At 67.3% G+C, this 16905-nt stretch carries 16 protein-coding genes; 12 read left to right on the top strand and 4 right to left on the bottom strand.

Annotation, left to right across the window (positions count from 1 at the left end; translation table 11 throughout):
- The 10 genes from ACA097_RS02515 to ACA097_RS02470 are packed head-to-tail and all read left to right on the top strand — an operon-like array spanning position 1 to position 6468.
- Positions 1–543 (top strand): pilus assembly protein, encoded by a 543-nt coding sequence (locus ACA097_RS02515; protein WP_371368303.1) that lies wholly within the window; start codon positions 1–3, stop codon positions 541–543.
- Complete coding sequence (locus tag ACA097_RS02510; RefSeq protein ID WP_371368301.1) at positions 530–1084, top strand: GspMb/PilO family protein; 555 nt, start codon at positions 530–532, stop codon at positions 1082–1084. The genes ACA097_RS02515 and ACA097_RS02510 overlap by 14 nt, the downstream gene beginning before the upstream one ends.
- Positions 1084–1605 carry a secretion system X translation initiation factor gene (locus tag ACA097_RS02505; protein ID WP_371368299.1) on the top strand — a complete coding sequence of 174 codons (522 nt, stop codon included), beginning with the start codon at positions 1084–1086 and terminating at the stop codon, positions 1603–1605. The genes ACA097_RS02510 and ACA097_RS02505 overlap by 1 nt, the downstream gene beginning before the upstream one ends.
- The gene (locus tag ACA097_RS02500) at positions 1602–3428 is read left to right on the top strand and encodes a type II secretion system protein GspD (protein ID WP_043251398.1); all 1827 of its coding nucleotides are present in this window, start codon (positions 1602–1604) and stop codon (positions 3426–3428) included. Before ACA097_RS02505 ends, ACA097_RS02500 begins: the two co-directional genes overlap by 4 nt.
- Positions 3425–3901, top strand: coding sequence for a type II secretion system protein (locus ACA097_RS02495; RefSeq protein WP_371368297.1), 477 nt, complete (start codon positions 3425–3427; stop codon positions 3899–3901). Before ACA097_RS02500 ends, ACA097_RS02495 begins: the two co-directional genes overlap by 4 nt.
- A 2-nt stretch (positions 3902–3903) precedes the next feature.
- Positions 3904–4278 (top strand): type II secretion system protein, encoded by a 375-nt coding sequence (locus ACA097_RS02490; RefSeq protein WP_160286628.1) that lies wholly within the window; start codon positions 3904–3906, stop codon positions 4276–4278.
- Entirely contained in the window at positions 4253–4768 is a 516-nt protein-coding gene (locus ACA097_RS02485) for a type II secretion system protein (RefSeq protein WP_371368294.1), read from the top strand. Before ACA097_RS02490 ends, ACA097_RS02485 begins: the two co-directional genes overlap by 26 nt.
- Positions 4765–5157 (top strand): curli production assembly/transport protein CsgE, encoded by a 393-nt coding sequence (csgE, locus tag ACA097_RS02480; protein WP_371368292.1) that lies wholly within the window; start codon positions 4765–4767, stop codon positions 5155–5157. Before ACA097_RS02485 ends, csgE begins: the two co-directional genes overlap by 4 nt.
- Positions 5154–5564 (top strand): curli assembly protein CsgF, encoded by a 411-nt coding sequence (locus ACA097_RS02475; RefSeq protein WP_043251406.1) that lies wholly within the window; start codon positions 5154–5156, stop codon positions 5562–5564. Before csgE ends, ACA097_RS02475 begins: the two co-directional genes overlap by 4 nt.
- A 37-nt stretch (positions 5565–5601) precedes the next feature.
- Entirely contained in the window at positions 5602–6468 is an 867-nt protein-coding gene (locus tag ACA097_RS02470) for a CsgG/HfaB family protein (protein ID WP_371368289.1), read from the top strand.
- Positions 6469–7826: 1358 nt separating this feature from the next.
- Here the strand turns inward: ACA097_RS02470 and ACA097_RS02465 are convergent.
- From ACA097_RS02465 to ACA097_RS02450, 4 genes are read right to left on the bottom strand one after another with little or no spacing between them, the layout of a single operon-like run.
- Positions 7827–9296: a curlin gene (locus tag ACA097_RS02465; protein WP_371368287.1), complete on the bottom strand. Its 1470-nt coding sequence runs from the start codon at positions 9294–9296 to the stop codon at positions 7827–7829.
- 34 nt (positions 9297–9330) lie between these two features.
- Entirely contained in the window at positions 9331–9795 is a 465-nt protein-coding gene (locus ACA097_RS02460; protein ID WP_371368285.1) for a curlin, read from the bottom strand.
- Positions 9796–9846: 51 nt separating this feature from the next.
- Positions 9847–12078, bottom strand: a complete 2232-nt coding sequence (locus ACA097_RS02455; protein WP_371368283.1) for an Ig-like domain-containing protein — start codon at positions 12076–12078, stop codon at positions 9847–9849.
- Positions 12079–12109: 31 nt separating this feature from the next.
- A complete protein-coding gene (locus ACA097_RS02450) occupies positions 12110–13450 on the bottom strand; it encodes a hypothetical protein (RefSeq protein WP_371368281.1) in 1341 nt (446 codons plus the stop codon).
- A 441-nt stretch (positions 13451–13891) separates the two neighbouring features.
- Here ACA097_RS02450 and ACA097_RS02445 point away from each other — a divergent pair, with 441 nt between their 5' ends.
- Both ACA097_RS02445 and ACA097_RS02440 read left to right on the top strand, forming a co-directional pair.
- The gene (locus tag ACA097_RS02445) at positions 13892–15379 is read left to right on the top strand and encodes a sensor histidine kinase (RefSeq protein ID WP_371368279.1); all 1488 of its coding nucleotides are present in this window, start codon (positions 13892–13894) and stop codon (positions 15377–15379) included.
- Positions 15369–16784, top strand: a complete 1416-nt coding sequence (locus ACA097_RS02440; RefSeq protein ID WP_043251417.1) for a sigma-54 dependent transcriptional regulator — start codon at positions 15369–15371, stop codon at positions 16782–16784. The genes ACA097_RS02445 and ACA097_RS02440 overlap by 11 nt, the downstream gene beginning before the upstream one ends.
- The last annotated feature ends 121 nt before the right edge of the window (positions 16785–16905 follow it).

Here is a 16905-nt window from a genome sequence, read left to right as displayed (position 1 = left end):
ATGCGCGCCCTGGCCCTGGATTTCCAACCGCGCCGGCCCGCCTTGGCCGCCTGGGCGACCCTCGCGCTGGGCGTATTCGTGGTGCTCACCGTGGGTGCCGCCGGGTTCTGGTTGCAGCATCGCTCGCAAGGCCACGAACAGCGCCTGCAGCACAGCGAGCGGCGGCTCAACGGCGGCGATGCCATGTCCGCGCCCCTGTCGGCCGCCGACAGTCGTGCGCAGCAGGCCGCGCTGGCCGAGATGAAGCGCGTTTCGGCGCAGTTGCGGCGGCCCTGGGAGCAGCTGTTCGGCATGCTCGAGACACTGCCGCGCGAGGACATCGCCCTGCTGGCCCTGGCGCCGGACGCCCGCAAGGGGCAGGTGCGCATCACCGCCGAGGCGCGCGACCTGGAAGCCATGCTGGCCTTCCACCAGCGCCTGGAGGCCAGTGCCGAGCTGAGCGACGTGTCGCTGCTCAACCACGAGGTCAAGGTCAAGCAGGCCGAGCGGCCGATCCTGTTCAACCTGCTGGCGACCTGGGAGGTGGGCGATGCGCGTCCATAGCCTGCTGCTCCAGGAGCGCCTGCGCGCATTCGGCTGGCCTGCGCTGGCCGGCGCCGGGCTGATCCTCGCCAGCCTGCTCTATGCCCTCGCCGGGTTGTGGCCGGCCTGGCGCACCGACGCGGAACTGGCCAGCCGCAGCCAGCAGGCCGAACGCCTGCTGCGCGACGTGGAGCGCGGTATCGCCCCGGCGCCGGCCCAGGCGCTGCCCGGACGCCAGCTCGACGACTTCCATCAGCGCCTCCCGGCGCAGCTGCAGGCCACCCAGGCACTGGACCGCATCTACGTCCTCGCCGGGCGTGAGCACATCACCCTGGCGCGCGGCGAGTACGCCCTGGGCATAGACCCGCAGACCCGCCTGGCGCGCTACCAGATCGTCCTGCCGGTCAGCGGCAGCTACGCCCAGCTGCGGCGCTTCCTCCACGCCGTCGGCCGCGAGCTGCCGGCGCTGGTGCTGGAAGACCTCGACCTGCAACGCAAGCGCATCGCCGATGCGCAGCTGAGCGGACGCATCCGTATGACCCTTTACCTGTCGAGGTCGTGATGAACCGGCGCCTGCTGTTCTGGATGCTTTTCCTCGGCGGTGCCGGTGCCCTGGCGCTGGGGCCGGAGTTCTTCGGCGACGCCGAGCCGACGCTGGCGGTGCGCCCCGAGCCCGCGCAACAGGCGACCCCGAAAACCACGCCGGCCGCTGCCAAGGCGAGCGCTGCTTCCGCCGCGCCCGCTGTCGCTGTGAACTGGCAGCCCGGCCCGGACCTGTTCCCGGTGCAGAGCTGGCGCAAGGCGCCGCCGCCACCCAGCGCCGCAGCCCTGGCCGCTGCTGCAGCTGCGGTCGCGCCCCCACCGCCGAGCGCACCGGCGCTGCCGTTCCAGTTCCTCGGGCGGATGGACGCTGACCGCGATCGCCAGGTGTTCCTGCGCGAGGGCGAGCGCGTGCTGATCGTCCGCAAGGGCGATGTGATCGATGACACCTACCGGGTCGAGGGCATCGGCGACGACCGCCTGACCCTGGTCTACCTGCCGCTGAAGACGGCGCAGTCGCTGGTCATGGAGGAAACACCATGAGGACTCGTTGGCTGGCCCTGCTGGGCTGTCTGCTGCTGTGTGCCTGCGCCGCCAACCTGGCGCGCGACCAGGGCCTGCTGCTGATCGAGGATGGCAAGTACGAAGCGGGCCTGGCGCGCCTGCAGCAGGCGGTCGAGGACGACCCGCAGGACCCCGAGCGCAAGATCACCCTGAACACGGCCCGTGCGCGCTCGGTGAAGATGCTCCTGGCCCAGGCTGACCTCGACCGCGCCCAGCGCGACTTCACCTCGGCGCACAACGGCTACCAGCGCGCGCTGCGCATCGAGCCGACCAACAGCCGCGCCCAGGAAGGGCTGCGTGAGCTGGAGCAGCTGCGCAACATCGGCGCCATGCTGGTCCAGGGCCAGACCGACCTGCGCCGTGGCGACCTGGCCGGCGCCGAGCGCCGGGTGCGGGCGATGCTCGCCCTCGATCCGGGCAACCTCGACGCCGCCGAATTGCAGCGCAACATAGAAGCCATCCGCGGCCGCAACGCCAGCCTCTACCCGCAGCTGCGCTCGCGCCTGGATCGCCCGGTGACCCTGGAGTTCCGCGACGCCAGCCTGAAGATGATCTTCGAGGTGCTGTCGCGCGCGGCGGGGCTGAACTTCATCTTCGACAAGGATGTGCGCCCAGACCTCAAGGCGACCATCTTCGTGCGCCAGGTGCGCGTCGAGGACGCCGTCGGCCTGCTGCTGCAGCAGAACCAGCTGCACCAGAAGATGGTGAACGACAACACCGTGCTCATCTATCCGGACTCGCCGCAGAAGCTGAAGGATTACCAGGACCTGGTGATGCGCACCTTCTACCTGACCAACATCGACGCCAACACCGCGATGAACCTGCTCAAGACCATGCTCAAGACCCGCGATGTGTTCGTCGACGAACGCCTCAACACCCTGAGCATGCGCGACAGCCCCGACGCCATCCGCATGGCCGAGAAGCTGCTGCAGGCGCAGGACCAGTCCAACCCCGAGGTGGTACTGGAGGTGGAGGTGCTGGAAGTGGCCCGCCAGCGCATCCTCGACCTCGGCCTGCAGTGGCCGAACACCTTCGGCGTGGTCAACGACGACGGCAGCGCGGTGACCATCCTCGACCAGCTCAAGGGCATCGACGCCAGCCGCATCACCATCTCGCCGTCGCCGCAGCTGAAGATCAACGCCCAGGACAACGACGTGAACACCCTGGCGAGCCCGGTGATCCGCGTCAGCAACCGCGAGCAGGCGCGCATCCACATCGGCCAGCGGGTGCCGGTGATCAGCGCGACCTCGATGCCCTCGACCCAGGGCCCGGTGATCACCGAGAGCATCACCTACCTGGACGTGGGCCTGAAGCTGGAGGTGACGCCCATCGTCCACCTGAACAACGAAGTGGCGATCAAGATCGCCCTCGAGGTGAGCAACGCCACGTCGCTGCCGCCGACCCAGCAGGGCACCATTCCGGTCCAGGTCGACACCCGCAACGCCATCACCACCCTGCGCCTGCACGACGGCGAAACGCAGATCCTCGCCGGGCTGATGCGCAACGACCACGCGGCCACCGGCAACAAGATCCCGGGCCTGGGCGACCTTCCCGGCGTCGGCCGGCTGTTCGGCAGCAACAAGGACACCTACGGCAAGTCCGAGCTGGTGCTCTCGATCACCCCGCGCATCGTGCGCAACCTGCCGTACCAGAGCCCGGACGACATGGAGTTCTCCACCGGCACCGAGAGCAGCATGCAGATGCGCCCGCTGGACACCCGCGACGATTCGGCCATGGCGCTGCCGGCCGAGCGCCCGCCGCTGGCCGCCGCGCCTGAGGTGCATGTCGAGGTGGGCCGGTGAACGCGCGGCGCGGGCAGGGCTTCACCCTGATCGAGGTGGTCATCACCCTGGCCATCATCGGCCTGCTGGCGAGCATGGCCGCGCCCCTGGGCGAGACCCTGGTGCGCCGCGGCAAGGAGCAGGAGCTGCGCACCGCGCTCTACCAGATCCGCGATGCCATCGACGCCTACAAGCGCGCCGCCGACGCCGGGCGCATCGAGAAATCGGCGACCGCCAGCGGCTATCCGCCGGACCTCAAGGTGCTGGTCGACGGCGTGCGCGACGTGCGCAGCGTGAAGGGCGCCAAGCTGTACTTCCTGCGGCGCATTCCGCTCGACCCGCTGGCCGACCCGCGCCGCGACCTCAGCGAGCAGTGGGGCCTGCGCTCCTACGCAAGCCCCGCGGACGACCCGCGCGAGGGCGAGGACGTCTTCGACGTGTACTCCCTGGCCCGCGGCAAGGGCCTCAACGGCATCGCCTACAAGGAGTGGTGAAGATGACTCGCGCGCGCGGATTCACCCTCATCGAGCTGCTGGTGGTCATGGCCATCATCGCCACCCTGATGACCATCGCCGTGCCGCGCTATTTCAACAGCCTGGAGCAGTCGAAGGAGACCACCCTGCGGCAGAGCCTGGCGGTGATGCGCGAGGCGCTGGACCACTTCTACGGCGACACCGGGCACTACCCGGAGAGCCTCGACGAGCTGGTCAGCCAGCGCTACCTGCGCAGCCTGCCGGTGGACCCGATCACCGAGCGCAACGACCTCTGGGTGACCCTGCCGCCGCCGGACGGCGTGGCCGGCAGCGTGGCCGACGTGAAGAGCGGGGCAAGCGGGAGGGCGCGCGATGGCAGCCAGTATGGGCAGTGGTGAGCGCGGCTTCAGCTTCCTCGGCGTGCTCTTCGTGGTCACGCTGATGGGCGCGCTGCTGGCTACCACCGGGCAGCTCTGGGCCACCAGCGGCCAGCGCGAACGCGAGCGCCAGCTGCTCTGGGTCGGTGGCCAGTACGCCCAGGCGCTGCGCGGCTACTACCGCAGCTCGCCGGGCCTGGCGCAGTACCCGGCGCGCCTGGAGGACCTGCTCGAAGACCCGCGCTTCCCGACGCCGCGCCGCTACCTGCGCCGCCTCTATGCCGACCCGCTGACCGGCGGCACCGACTGGGGCCTGGTGCGCACCATCGACGGCCGCATCGCCGGGGTCTACAGCCAGGCCGGCGGCCAGCCGCTGCTGCGCGCCAACTTCCCCGAGCAATGGCGCGAATTCGAGGGCATGGGCAGCTACGCCGACTGGCGCTTCGTCGCCGAGAAGGCCTTCGAGGGCAACGACGCCGGCATCGCCACGGGCAGGGGGGAAGAACAATGAGCCGCCTGCTGCTCGCCGTGCTGCTGAGCGCGCTCGCGCTCGGCCAGGCCCATGCCGACGCCGAGGACGAGATGAAGGGCTTCATCGTCGACGAAACCATTTCCCATATCGGCCACGACTTCTATCGCTACTTCAGCGAACGCCTGCGCGACAGCACGCCCCTGGACTTCAACCTGGTGGTGCGCGAACGCCCGTCGGCGCGCTGGGGCAGCCTGGTCTGGGTGGAGAACCAGCAGCGCGTGGTGTACCGCGAGTTCCTGCCGCCGAACACCGCCGAACTCAAGCCCGTTGCCTACGCCGCCGCCAACCAGGTGGCCGAGGCGGTGGTCCGTCAACGCCTGGAAATGTTGCTCCAGGACACCAGCGACATCGAGAGGGACGAACTATGAAGCGCAGCACGCTATCGCTCGCCAGCCTGCTTTTCCTGCTCGGCAGCGCCGAGGCCACGGAACTGGTGTACACGCCGGTGAACCCGTCGTTCGGCGGCAACCCGCTCAACGGCACCTGGCTGCTGAACAACGCCCAGGCGCAGAACGACCATGAGGATCCCGACGCCCGCAGAAGCTCGGCCTTCACCGGCACCACGGCGCTGCAGCGCTTCAGCAGCCAGCTGGAGTCACGCCTGCTGTCGCAGCTGCTGACCAACATCGAGAACGGCAACACCGGCAGCCTGAGCACCGATTCCTTCCTCATCGACATCATCGACGACTCCGGGGCGCTGAGCATCCAGATCACCGACAAGGTCAGCGGCGAGGTCTCGGAAATCCAGGTCAACGGACTGGGCCCGCAGCAGTAGGGCCATCCAGGCATTCGAGTATTCAGGGAGACGGGCCATGAACGCAGCACTGAAGATAATGATGCTGGCGGTCGCTCTGGCGGGCTGCGGATTGCGCGAGCCCATGCCGGCCACACAGGACGTGGAGACCCCGACGCTGACCCCGCGGGCCTCCACCTACAAGGACCTGCTCGAGCTGCCTCGGCCCAAGGGCCGGCTGGTCGCCGCGGTGTACAACTTCCGCGACCAGACCGGGCAGTACAAGCCGACCCCGGCCAGTTCCTTCTCCACCAGCGTGACCCAGGGCGCGGCGAGCATGCTGATGGATTCGCTCGCGGCCAGCGGTTGGTTCATGGTCCTCGAACGCGAGGGTCTGCAGAACCTGCTGACCGAGCGCAAGATCATCCGCGCCTCGCAGAAGAAACCCAACACGCCGGCGAACATCCAGGCCGAGCTGCCGCCGCTGCAGGCGGCCAACGTGATGCTCGAGGGCGGCATCATTGCCTACGACACCAACATCCGCACCGGCGGCGACGGCGCCCGCTACCTGGGCATCGGCACCTCGATCGAGTACCGCATCGACCAGGTCTCGGTGAACCTGCGCGCGGTGGACGTGCGCAGCGGCCAGGTGCTGGCCAACGTGATGACCAGCAAGACCATCTACTCCTTTGCCCAGAGCGCGAGCGTGTTCAAGTTCATCGAGTTCCGCAAACTGCTCGAAGCCGAGGTGGGCTACACCACCAACGAGCCGGCGCAGCTGTGCGTGCTCTCGGCCATCGAGGCGGCGGTGGCGCACCTGGTAGCCCAGGGCATCGAACGCCACCTGTGGCAGGTGGCGGACGAGTCGCAGAAGGACGGCAGCTCGCTGCCCAAGTACGTGGGGCAGTACCAGAGCAGCCTGCAAGGGGAGGGCGGCACGCAGTGATTCGCCGTCGGATTCAAGCGTTGCACCGGAGTGCCCCTGTAGGAGCGGGCCATGCCCGCGATCTTTCGCGGACAAGGGCTAGGCACCCCGTCGCTCCTAGAGTCTTGAGCGGCGCCTCCCTTTCACGTCTTCCCCGCGAACGCGGGGATCCAATTGAAGGGTGTAGCGCGCCGCTTCGGTGTGTTCGGATGGTTCTTGTTTCGCCTCTCGGCGAGTCCCTTTTGTCAAACGCCACAAAAGGAACCAAAAAGGCTTGCCCCGACATACGGGCCCGATGAAGCCGGGCTACCCTCGCGAACTCCCGCGCACCGGAGGCACGCCCCGACAGTACGTCCCTGTACAGATCGGGGCTCTAGCGACATCCATGTCGCATGACCTCCTCAGCCCGGGTTTCGCTCGGCCTCCTGTAAGGGGCGGTTCGGGGGGCGCGGAGGTTTCACTGGAAGTCCCAATAGCCAGAGCCGGAGCCGGAGCCAGAGCCAGAGCGGTACCAATGCGTTTCGTAGGAGCGAGCTTGCTCGCGAACCCAGGTAACCGGCTGACCGCAGAACCACTCGTTCTGCCCAACGGTCCCCTCTCCCGCTTGCGGGGGAGGGTTAGGGAGGGGGCTGACTCAGGCCCAATGCCCGCGTTCGCGGATAAATCCGCTCCTACGATTCCCCGTCATCCCCGTCATCCCCGTCATCCCCGCGAACGCGCTTTAGCGCGGCCCAAACGGCGAGCGGAGCGAGTCACCCAGAGAACGGATTGGCAGCCCGGCACGATGGCGGATAACCCCTCGGGGTTATTCGCCCTACGAAAAGCGCATACGCGCTTCGCTCTTGGGACTTCCAGAGGAATATCCGCACGCGCCGAACGCCCCTTTCAGAAGGCCGAGCGAAACCCCCGTAGAGGAGGTCGGGCGACATGGATGTCGCACAAGCCCCGATTTGTACAGGGACGTACTTTCGTGGGGGGGACGCCTAGTTCGGGCCTCCGGTGCGGGGGAGTTCGTGAGGGTAGCCCGGCTCTATCGGGCCCGTATGGTGGGGCAAGCCTTTTTGGTTCCTTTTGTGGCGTTTGACAAAAGGGACTCGCCGAGAGGCGAAACAAAATCTCTCCGAACACACAAGAGCGGCGCGCTACACCGTTTTCTGAATCCCCGCGTTCGCGGAGAAGACGCGGATGAGGGTGGTGTGCAAGAGCGGACCTTGTCCGCGAAAGATCGCGGGCATGGCCCGCTCCTACAGGCGTATTCCGTACCAGGATTTTCGCGGATGAGATCCGCTCCTACCGGGCGAAACACCGTGCGGTGGGTGCGGGCAAAAAAAGACCGCCTGGCCCTGGGGTTGGCGAGGCGGTCAAAGGGCTTCGCGTGCTTATTGCTGGGTAATGGTCGACTGGTTGCCGGTGCCGAACTGCTGCACGTTGGCGTTCATGTTCACGCCAGCCTGGCTGACGGTGGCCTGGTTGGCCGTGCCGCCCTGGGTGATGTAGGCGAGGTTGACGCCGTCGGTCTGGGTCACGCTGGCCAGGTTGTGGTCGCCGTAGAGCTGGTTGACGTAGGCCTGGTTGCCGGCGCCGGACTGGTCGAGTTCGACCTTGTTGAAGTCGCCGTTGCTGGTGCCGGTGGCGTAGTTTCCGGTGCCGCGCTGGTCGGCGACGAGGATGTTGTCGCTGCCGTTCTGCTCGAAGTACAGCTCGTTGTAGCTTTCCGCCTGGCTGACGTTGAGGTCGTTGTTGGTGCCGTTCTGGGTCAGCTGGGTCTTGTTGCCGGTGTCCTGCTGCTTCACCTGGGCCACGTTTCCGCCGCCGTTCTGCGCGATGGCGGCGTTGTTGCCCTGGCCGGACTGGCCGCCACGGCGGGCGCCTTGCCAGTCGCTCATGTAGACCTTGTTGCCGGTGCCGTTGGAGGTGACCACCAGGCTGTGGCCGCTGCCGGTCTGGTAGGTCAGCTGCAGGTTGTCCGTGCCGTTCTGGTACAGCGCGGTGTTGGAGCCCTTGGATTGGTACTGGTCGGCCCAGGCGGCGTTGCGGTCGCCGGACTGGTTGATGCTGGCGACGTTGCCGATGCCGTACGGGTCCATGGCCATGCCGAAGCTCTGGTCGATCACCGCTTCGTTGGTCGAGCCGAACTGGGCGATGCTGGCCTGGCTGCTGTCCTGGCTGTCCTGCCAGACCTCGGCGTAGTTGTTGTCGCCGCCCTGGTTGAACAGCACGCTGCCGCCGAGGCCGAGGTTCTGCCAGCCGTTGGCGATGTTGCCCGTGCCTTGCTGGTAGACCTCCTGCTGCCCGTTGACCTGGTCGGATTGCTTGATCGAACCGCGGTTGGCGTCGCCGCTCTGGATGATCAGGGCGCGGTTGCCTTCGCCGAAGCCGATCTGCTCGATGTTGGCCTCGTGGGTGCTGCCCGCTTGCTGGGTGGTGCCCTGGCTGCCGGTCTGGCCTTCCTGGTAGACCATCGAGAAGCTGCCGCTACCGTCCTGGATCTGCAACGCCTGGTTGTCGCTGCCGTAGTACTGGCTGGCGAAGTTGTCGTTCCAGTCGCCGTTGCCGTGCTGGTTGATGCTGCTGTTCATCTCGCCGTAGTTCTGCTCGCCGTAGGCGGCGTTGTGGTCGCCCGAGAGGCTCTGCACGATGCTGCCGGTGGACTCCTGCTGCACCGCCATGGCGTCGTTGCCGGTGCCGTTCTGGGTCTGGCTGGCGGTGCTCTGGCTGGCCTGTTTCTGGCTGACGTTGGCGATGTTCTGCTCGCCGTTCTGGACCTGGTTGGCGCTGCTGTCGTCGGCCATCGCCTGGCCCGCGGCGAGCAGCAGCAAGGCTGCGCTGATGGGGGTGAGTCTGAACATGATGATGGCTCCCTTCGTTCGAGGTTCTGGTGTGCTAGTGGTATTGCCGGACCGTTACGCTCTGGCCGTTTCCGGACTGGGCGATGCTGCTGTCCAGTCCGCTGCCGGTCTGCTCGATCAGTGCACTGTTGGCATTGCCGTACTGGCTGATCTGCGCCCGGTTGTCGCTGCCGCGCTGGACGATGCCGGCGCTGTTGCCATATCCCTGCTGGTCGATGGAGGCCATCAGGTTGTTGCCTTGCTGGAGAATCCAGGCTTCCTGCGCGCTGCCGGCCTGGACGATGCGCCCGAGCAGCGACTGGCCGTCCTGCTGCACGCGCGCAGCGTTGGCGCTGCCACTCTGGCTGGTCGCCGCCAGTTGCCCGGGCGGTGCCACCAGGGGCAGCGGGTCGCCCAGGTCGCCGGTGCCGGCCAGGTCGGCGTTGTCCTGCAGGTCGTCGGCCATGGCCGTGCCTGCAAGCAGAGCGGTGGCCAGGACCAGGAAGCCGAGCGGATGCATGGCGTTCTCCTGTCGGGAAGGTCCCGCCCCCGAGGGGACGGGACCTCGCTTTCACTGCACGGTGACCGTCGCGGTGCGGACGTTGCCCAACGCCGAGCGGACTTCCACGGTCGGGCTGGCGCCGATGGTGACCGTGGTGGTCGTCAGGTTGAGCCGCCAGCGCCCGGTGATCGGCACGGTGGCGGTGCCCAGCAGTACCGGTCCGGTGGGCGTGGTCACGGTCACGCGCATGCTGTTGCCGACGAGCGCCGAGGTGGTGCCGCTGATGTCCCAGGTGAGGCGGTTGCCGGCGCGCACCGTGACGGTGGCGGCGCTGATCACCAGGTTCTCCGGCACCGTCAGCGGGGTCACCTGGATGCTCACCGTGGCCGGTGCGGACAGCGCGCCGAAGGCATCGCGGGCCTGGTAGGTGAAGCTGACGTTGAGCGGCGTGAGCAGGTTGAGCGGCGGCGTGTAGGTGATGCTGGTGCCGTTGGTGGTCACGCTGCCGCCGCCGGTTGCCGGTTGCGTCAGGTTGGCGACCGTCAGCGGGTTGTGGCCGTCCGGATCGCTGTCGTTGGCCAGCACGTTGAGGGTGAGGGTCTGGCCGACGTTCACCGTGCCGCTGTCGTTGCCGGCAAGCGGCACCTGGTCGGCGGCGACGCTGACGGTCACCGTGGCCGGCTCCGAACGCATGCCGAGGGCATCCTGGACGCGATAGCTGAACACCGAAGTGAACGCGGTGAGCACGCCCGTCGGCGGCGTGAAGGTAGCCACGCCGTTGGCGCCGAGGGTGACGCTGCCGGTACCGGTGGCCGGTTGCACCAGGTCGACGACGGTCAACGGGGTGTTGTTGTCCGGGTCGCTGTCGTTGCCCAGCAGGTTGATCTGCACCGGGGTGTTGAAGGCGGTGCTGGCGCTGTCGGCGACGGCTTTCGGCGCCTGGTTGTCCGGCTGGCCGGGACCTTGCCCTGTGACGTTGACAGGCTCCTGGTCGCTGCCGCCGGCGGACGACTTGACGGTGACGCTCGCCGGCGGCTGTGCCAGGTCGCTGACCGTCAGGGTCTGCTGAGTGCCGCTCTTCGACAGCCGGCCGAAGCCTTCGGCGACCAGGTCGGGAATCGCCACCTGGTCACTGGAACTGGCGGTCACGGTGAGCTTGTGGGTGTCCCAGGAGTAGCTGGCGCTGCTGATCTTCACCAGGTCGACGAGCTTGCGCGAGATCGAGGTCGGTTTGGTCGTCCCGCTCGGATCGCTGGCGGTGACCACCAGGAACGGCGGCAGCGCTCCGGTGCTGTCGTGCTTGGCGAAGAAGCGGCCGTTGTTGTCGCCGATCAGGTTCACCTGGCAAGGCGAGGGCGGTGTGCCGGGGACCAGGGCGAGGGTATCGCGCATGCACAGGGCAGCGGTGTTCGGCGCGCTGGCGAAGAGCTCGTAGCGGATGCCTGCCGAGGTGCGGGCATAGCTGCTGCGCTGGATCTCCACGGCAGTCTGCTGGCGCTCGTCGTAGAGCTTGCCGGAGAGGGTGAACAGGTTGGTCTGGATGGTCCCGGCCGGGCCTTCGATGCGCACGAAGTTGGTCAGGTTCGGGCTGCCGATCACCGGCTCCGTGAGGTTCGGGTCGCCGATGAAGGTTTCGCTGGCGCCGGTGTCCGGGTTGATCTCCACGTACGGGCCGTTGGCGCTTTGCAGGAACGGGCCGACCTGGCCGGCGAGGGCGCCGGAGAAGTTGCCGGGTGCGCCTATGCCGATGTCGCGGGTGATATTGATGGCGCGCCGCCCGGGCGTAGTGACCTGGACCGTCTCGACGCCGTACGGGTGGGTGATGGTATAGGTGCCGGCCTGCGGCACCGAGACGCGGATGCGGATCCGCGCGAAGCTCTGCTGGTCGCCGTCGACCGGGTTGCCGCCGGCGAAGGCGGCCTCGATGCCGGCAACGTAGGCATCCATTTCATAACCGCTGTTGCCCACCGCCGGAATGGTCGCCTCGGCGAGCATCCAGAACATCTCCGGCGGCCAGTTGTCGGGGAAGACCATCGGCTGGGCGTCGTCGAAGATGCCCGGCTCAGGCAGCAGCGTGCACATGTAGGAAGGGGCACCGGGTGCGGAGGCGACCCGCGAGCTGAGTGCGCGCGACTGGCACAGCTCGAGCTTGCGGTCGTTGGCGTCCTGGTACCACATGGGGAAGCGCCCGGTCGCGAGGGTGTAAGGCCCCGGGTCGACTGCCGTGAGGGCGGCGTCGGCGGCGCTGGCTAGGCCCAGGGTCAGACCCAGGGCGCTGAGAATGCGTGGCCACTTGTTCATGTTGCCTCCTGGCTGAGGTCGGTAGGGGCGGTCAGGGGACCAGTTCCACTTCTTCGCTATCGCTGCCGCCATTGGCGGAGATCACCCGCACGGTCGCCGGCGGGATCGGCGAGATGCCGGTGCTCAGGCTCTTCGCCGGGCCGTCGCCGGTCAGGCTGCCGATGCTGGCGCCGCTTTCCCCGGCCACCGCGGTCAATGCCGGCGGCGAGATCTTGTCGCTGGTGCTGGCTTCGATGGTCAGTTGGCCGGAGGCGATGCTGTACGTGGCCCGCTGGATGCTGACCAGGTCCACCAGCGGCTGGGCGTGGGTGGTCGGGGTGCTTGCCGGGATGGCCACGCTGTTGTTGGCCGTGATCTGCACCTGCGCCGGCAGGATCGGGTTGCCGCCGGACTGGCCGTACCAGTTGCCGGTGGCGTTGGCCTCGGTCATGGCGACGCTCGCCCCGGCACTGTCCAGGAAGCTGGCGGTCCCGGGCGGCGGCGGGGCGAGGGTGAAGACGTCCTGCTGGGCATGCGGCACGCCGCTGACCGATTCCCGCGAGTAGGTGGCGCGCTGGACGATCTGCGGGGTCGGCCGGACGACGGTGGAGAGCTTGCCCGATACGGCGAACAGCTCGGTGCGCAGGTCCAGGCCGTTGGGCCCCTCGATGCGCACGTAGTTGGTGTTGAACGGACTGCCGGTGACCGCTTCGGTGAGGTTGGGGTCGCCGATGAAGGTTTCCTGGGCGCCGGTATCGGGGTTGGTTTCCACGTAGGGGCCGTTGCGGCTGCGCAGGAACGGCCCGATGTCGCCTTTCAGCGCGCCGGTGTAGGTCATGGGCGCGCCTATGCCGATGTCGCGGGTCATGTTGATCGCCCGGCGCCCACCGGCGGGTACGTTGAAGACATCCACGCCGTAGGGGTGGGTGATGGTGTAGATCCCGGCCGTGGGCACGTCGACGCGAATGCGGATGCGCGCGAAGCTCAGTTGGTCGCCTTCCGCCGGCAACCCGGAGCCGAAGGCGGCCTCGACGGCGGACACGTAGGTCAGGTCGATGCCGCGGGTGGCGTCCACCAGGGTGGCGTCGGCGCTGAACCAGAAGGCCTCGTCGGGGAAGTTGGTGGGGAAGTTCAGCGGCTGGGTGTCGTCGTACACCCCGGGGTTGGGCAGCAGCACGCACATGTACGAGGGGGTGCCGGGCGCACCGGGCACGCGGGAGCTGACCGCCCGTGACAGGCAGAGGTCGAGCGTGCGGCCGTGGGTGTCCTGGTACCAGGCGGCGAATTTTCCGTTCGGTGCGAGGTAGGGGCCGGGGTCGACGTCGAACAGCGCGGCCTGCGTGCCTCCCGTGGTCATGGCGAAAAGCAGCAGTGCGGACGGTATGCGATGCATGTGAATTCCCTCCAGCAGTGGACCAAGCTCAGCGCCGGCCCCAGCAACGGATCGGCTCATGAGGCCCTCGGCAACTTCCGTACCAGGCTTTTGCGGACGGGCTGAGCGCCTAGTGCCACAGGCGTTGCCAGGGAACCGGGGCGGTTCGGGGAAGAGGGTGGGGAGGCTGGGGCTTCGTCCCCGAAGTTGGGTGAAACCCCCAGGGGTGGGACGGGGAAAAGCGAGCAAAACGGGGAATCGAGGAGGCGCGTGGGCTGCCGTTCGTCGGCAGCCGCGCTCGCCTGTCGAGGCAAGCCTGAACGCTTACGCCCGCGTGCCTGCGAGGGGGCCCTTGGCAGCCCGTCGAGGAAGCGGGGAGTTGGGCACGGTTAATGCGTTTTGGTGATTTAGGCGGCGCTGTCGGGCTGCGCTATAACCTTTTCAAAAAAAGGAAGTAATCCGATGTTCAAGGGCGTGCCGTTCAAAGGGCTCCTGCTGTCGGGGCAGGAGAATGGGGGCCGGAAAGGGCGCAGGCGCTTCAATCTGCAGCGCTGGTTCTCGCTGGTCAGTTTGCTGGTCATTTCGCTGGTGGCGCTGGGCTTGGGGACCATCTCCACGCGCTACGTGGTCAACGAGAGCATCACCCGCGACGCCTTGCTCACCGCGCAGTTCGTCACCGCCATCGGCACTGCCGAGCTGCGCCACGTGGAAATTCCGGCGGTGCACACCATGGGTGACCTGCTGGACATCCGCAAACCGCTCAGCGGCATGCCCGAAGTCACCGAGTACCAGCGCGAACGTGCCCGCGGTGAATTCCTCGATCACATCGCGCACTTGCCCGATGCCTTGCTGATCAACGTTTATGGCGAGGACCGCCGGGTGATCTGGTCGACCAACGCCGACCTGATCGGCAAGGTGATGAAGAACAACGACGAGCTGGAGGAAGCCTTCAGCAGCCGCGAGCTGGTCGCCTCCAGCTACCACAAGGTCAAGCCTGGCAAGGTGGAGCAACGCTTCAATCACCCGCCGGAGTACCTGTTCATCGAGAACTACATCCCGCTGTTCGACGCCGACCGCGACGACGTGCTGGCGGTGGTGGAGGTCTACAAGGAACCCAAGGACCTGATCGCCCGCATCGAGCGTGGCTACCAGCTGATCTGGCTGGCCACGGCGCTGGGCGGCGGGCTGATCTACCTGGGCCTGTTCTGGATCATCCGCCGCGCCTCGGCGCTGCTCGCCGAGCAGCAGCGCCAACTGGTCACCAACGAGACCTTCGTGCTCCTCGGCGAGATGTCCTCGGCCATCGCCCACAGCCTGCGCAATCCGCTGGCGACCATCCGTTCGAGCGCCGAGCTGGCCGAGGAAGTGGCGGGCGAACCGGCACGCAAGAACCTGCGCGACATCATCGGTCAGGTCGACCGCATGTCGAAGTGGGTACGCGAGTTGCTTGTCTCTTCCCGACCCTTGAGCGGCGATGCCGAAGCGGTAGACCTGCTGGCGGCCTTGCAAGAAGCCGTGGCCGGTTACGAACAGCAGATGCGCGCCAACAACGTCAGCCTGGAGTTCGACCCGGTCAACGCACCGAACGTGGTGTGCCAGCCGGTGCTGCTGTCGCAGGTGCTCAACAGCCTGCTGGCCAACGCAGTGGAGGCCATGCCCGGCGGCGGACGCCTGGCGCTGGCGGTGCAACCCGACGAGAAAGCTGCGCGGGTGCGCCTGACCATCACCGACAGCGGCCGGGGCATGAGCCCGCAGCAGGAGGCGAACGCGTTCAAGCCGTTCTTCACCACCAAGCAGGGCGGCCTGGGCGTGGGGCTGGTGATGGTCAAGCGGATCATGGAGCGCTTCGGCGGCGAGGTCGGCCTCAGCAGCCGGGAGCAGGAAGGCACCAGCGTGAACCTGGTGTTCAAAGTGGCGAGCGTCGCGGAGGGCGGCAGCTATGGAGCATAGTGTTCTGCTGGTTGAGGACGACGAGCTGCTGGCCAGCAATATCCAGACGTACCTGGAGCGCAAGGATTTCGAGGTGCAGGTCTGCCATTCGGCCGAAGAGGCCCTGCAGACCCTGCGCAGCTACCAGCCTGACGTGCTGCTGACCGACAACTCGCTGCCGGGCATGAGCGGCCATGAGCTGCTCAAGCGCCTGAGCGTGGAGACCCCGGACATCAAGCTGATCATGATGACCGGCTACGGCAATGTCGAAGACGCGGTTACCGCGATGAAGGAGGGCGCCTTCCACTACCTGACCAAGCCGGTGGCGTTGCCCGAGCTCAAGTTGCTGCTGGACAAGGCGCTGGACGCCGAGCGCCTGGAACGCAAGCTGTCGTTCTTCCAGGAGCGCGCCGCGCATGACGCCGGCCTGCAGAACCTGATCGGCGAATCGCCGGCGATGCAGGCGGTGAAAGGCGTGATCCGGCAGATTCTCGACGCCGAGCGGCGCATGACCAGCAGCGACCTGCCGCCGGTGCTGATCGAAGGCGAGACCGGCACCGGCAAGGAACTGGTCGCCCGCGCCCTGCATTTCGACGGTCCGCGCGCCAAGGGGCCTTTCGTCGAATTCAACTGCGCCTCGATTCCCGCGCACCTGCTGGAGGCCGAGCTGTTCGGTCATGAAAAGGGCGCCTTCACCGATGCCAAGGAGCGTCGGGTCGGCCTGGTCGAGGCGGCCGATGGCGGCACCCTGTTCCTCGACGAGGTCGGCGAGATGGACCTGGTGCTGCAGGCCAAGCTGCTCAAGCTGCTGGAGGACCGCAGCATTCGCCGCGTGGGTTCGGTGAAGGAGCGCAAGGTCGACCTGCGCATCATCAGCGCGACCAACTGCAACCTCGAACAGATGGTCCAGCAGGGCAAGTTCCGCCGCGACCTGTTCTTCCGCCTGCGCATCATCGCCATCCAGATGCCGCGCCTGTACCAGCGTGGCGACGACGTGCTGCTGCTGGCGCGGCATTTCCTCGCGCAGCATGGCAAGCGCTACGGCAAGCCGGACCTGAGGTTCAACGTCGATGCCGAGGCGCTGCTGAAAAGCTACAGCTGGCCGGGCAACGTCCGCGAACTGCGCAACATGCTCGAACAGACCGTGCTGCTCGCGCAGCAGCCGCTGATCGCGCCGCACCAGCTGAACATCTGCATGGGGCTGGGCGAGCCGGGCTTGCACGCCGGCTCTCCGGCACCAGCCGCCACGTCCATGCTGGGCGACGCGCACAGCATGAGCCTGCCGGAAATCGAACGCGAGGCGGTGGTGAAGATGCTCGACCGCACCGACTGGAACGTCACCAAGTCCGCGCGCCTGCTCGGCCTGACCCGCGACATGCTGCGCTACAAGATCGAGAAGCTCGGCCTGGTGCGCCCGGAGCGTTGAGCCGGACGGCGGTTTTGGTTCGGTAATCGCCCGCATAGTCGATTATCGAATTGAAGCCCTGTAGGACAATTCGTACTGTGGGCCGGCCGCCCTAACCAGGTGGTCCATAACAACAATGAGT

This window comes from Pseudomonas sp. QL9 (assembly GCF_041409665.1).
GTDB classification, from domain to species: domain Bacteria; phylum Pseudomonadota; class Gammaproteobacteria; order Pseudomonadales; family Pseudomonadaceae; genus Pseudomonas; species Pseudomonas knackmussii.
Note: the sequence above shows the minus strand (reverse complement) of the source record. Positions and strands in the feature narration are given on the sequence as shown.

Coding starts and splice junctions, on each gene's coding strand:
- ACA097_RS02515 (WP_371368303.1), top strand. CDS start 1: ATGCGCGCCCTGGCCCTGGATTTCCAACCGCGCCGGCCCGCCTTGGCC.
- ACA097_RS02510 (WP_371368301.1), top strand. CDS start 530: ATGCGCGTCCATAGCCTGCTGCTCCAGGAGCGCCTGCGCGCATTCGGC.
- ACA097_RS02505 (WP_371368299.1), top strand. CDS start 1,084: ATGAACCGGCGCCTGCTGTTCTGGATGCTTTTCCTCGGCGGTGCCGGT.
- ACA097_RS02500 (WP_043251398.1), top strand. CDS start 1,602: ATGAGGACTCGTTGGCTGGCCCTGCTGGGCTGTCTGCTGCTGTGTGCC.
- ACA097_RS02490 (WP_160286628.1), top strand. CDS start 3,904: ATGACTCGCGCGCGCGGATTCACCCTCATCGAGCTGCTGGTGGTCATG.
- ACA097_RS02485 (WP_371368294.1), top strand. CDS start 4,253: ATGGCAGCCAGTATGGGCAGTGGTGAGCGCGGCTTCAGCTTCCTCGGC.
- csgE (WP_371368292.1), top strand. CDS start 4,765: ATGAGCCGCCTGCTGCTCGCCGTGCTGCTGAGCGCGCTCGCGCTCGGC.
- ACA097_RS02475 (WP_043251406.1), top strand. CDS start 5,154: ATGAAGCGCAGCACGCTATCGCTCGCCAGCCTGCTTTTCCTGCTCGGC.
- ACA097_RS02470 (WP_371368289.1), top strand. CDS start 5,602: ATGAACGCAGCACTGAAGATAATGATGCTGGCGGTCGCTCTGGCGGGC.
- ACA097_RS02465 (WP_371368287.1), bottom strand. CDS start 9,296: ATGTTCAGACTCACCCCCATCAGCGCAGCCTTGCTGCTGCTCGCCGCG.
- ACA097_RS02460 (WP_371368285.1), bottom strand. CDS start 9,795: ATGCATCCGCTCGGCTTCCTGGTCCTGGCCACCGCTCTGCTTGCAGGC.
- ACA097_RS02455 (WP_371368283.1), bottom strand. CDS start 12,078: ATGAACAAGTGGCCACGCATTCTCAGCGCCCTGGGTCTGACCCTGGGC.
- ACA097_RS02450 (WP_371368281.1), bottom strand. CDS start 13,450: ATGCATCGCATACCGTCCGCACTGCTGCTTTTCGCCATGACCACGGGA.
- ACA097_RS02445 (WP_371368279.1), top strand. CDS start 13,892: ATGTTCAAGGGCGTGCCGTTCAAAGGGCTCCTGCTGTCGGGGCAGGAG.
- ACA097_RS02440 (WP_043251417.1), top strand. CDS start 15,369: ATGGAGCATAGTGTTCTGCTGGTTGAGGACGACGAGCTGCTGGCCAGC.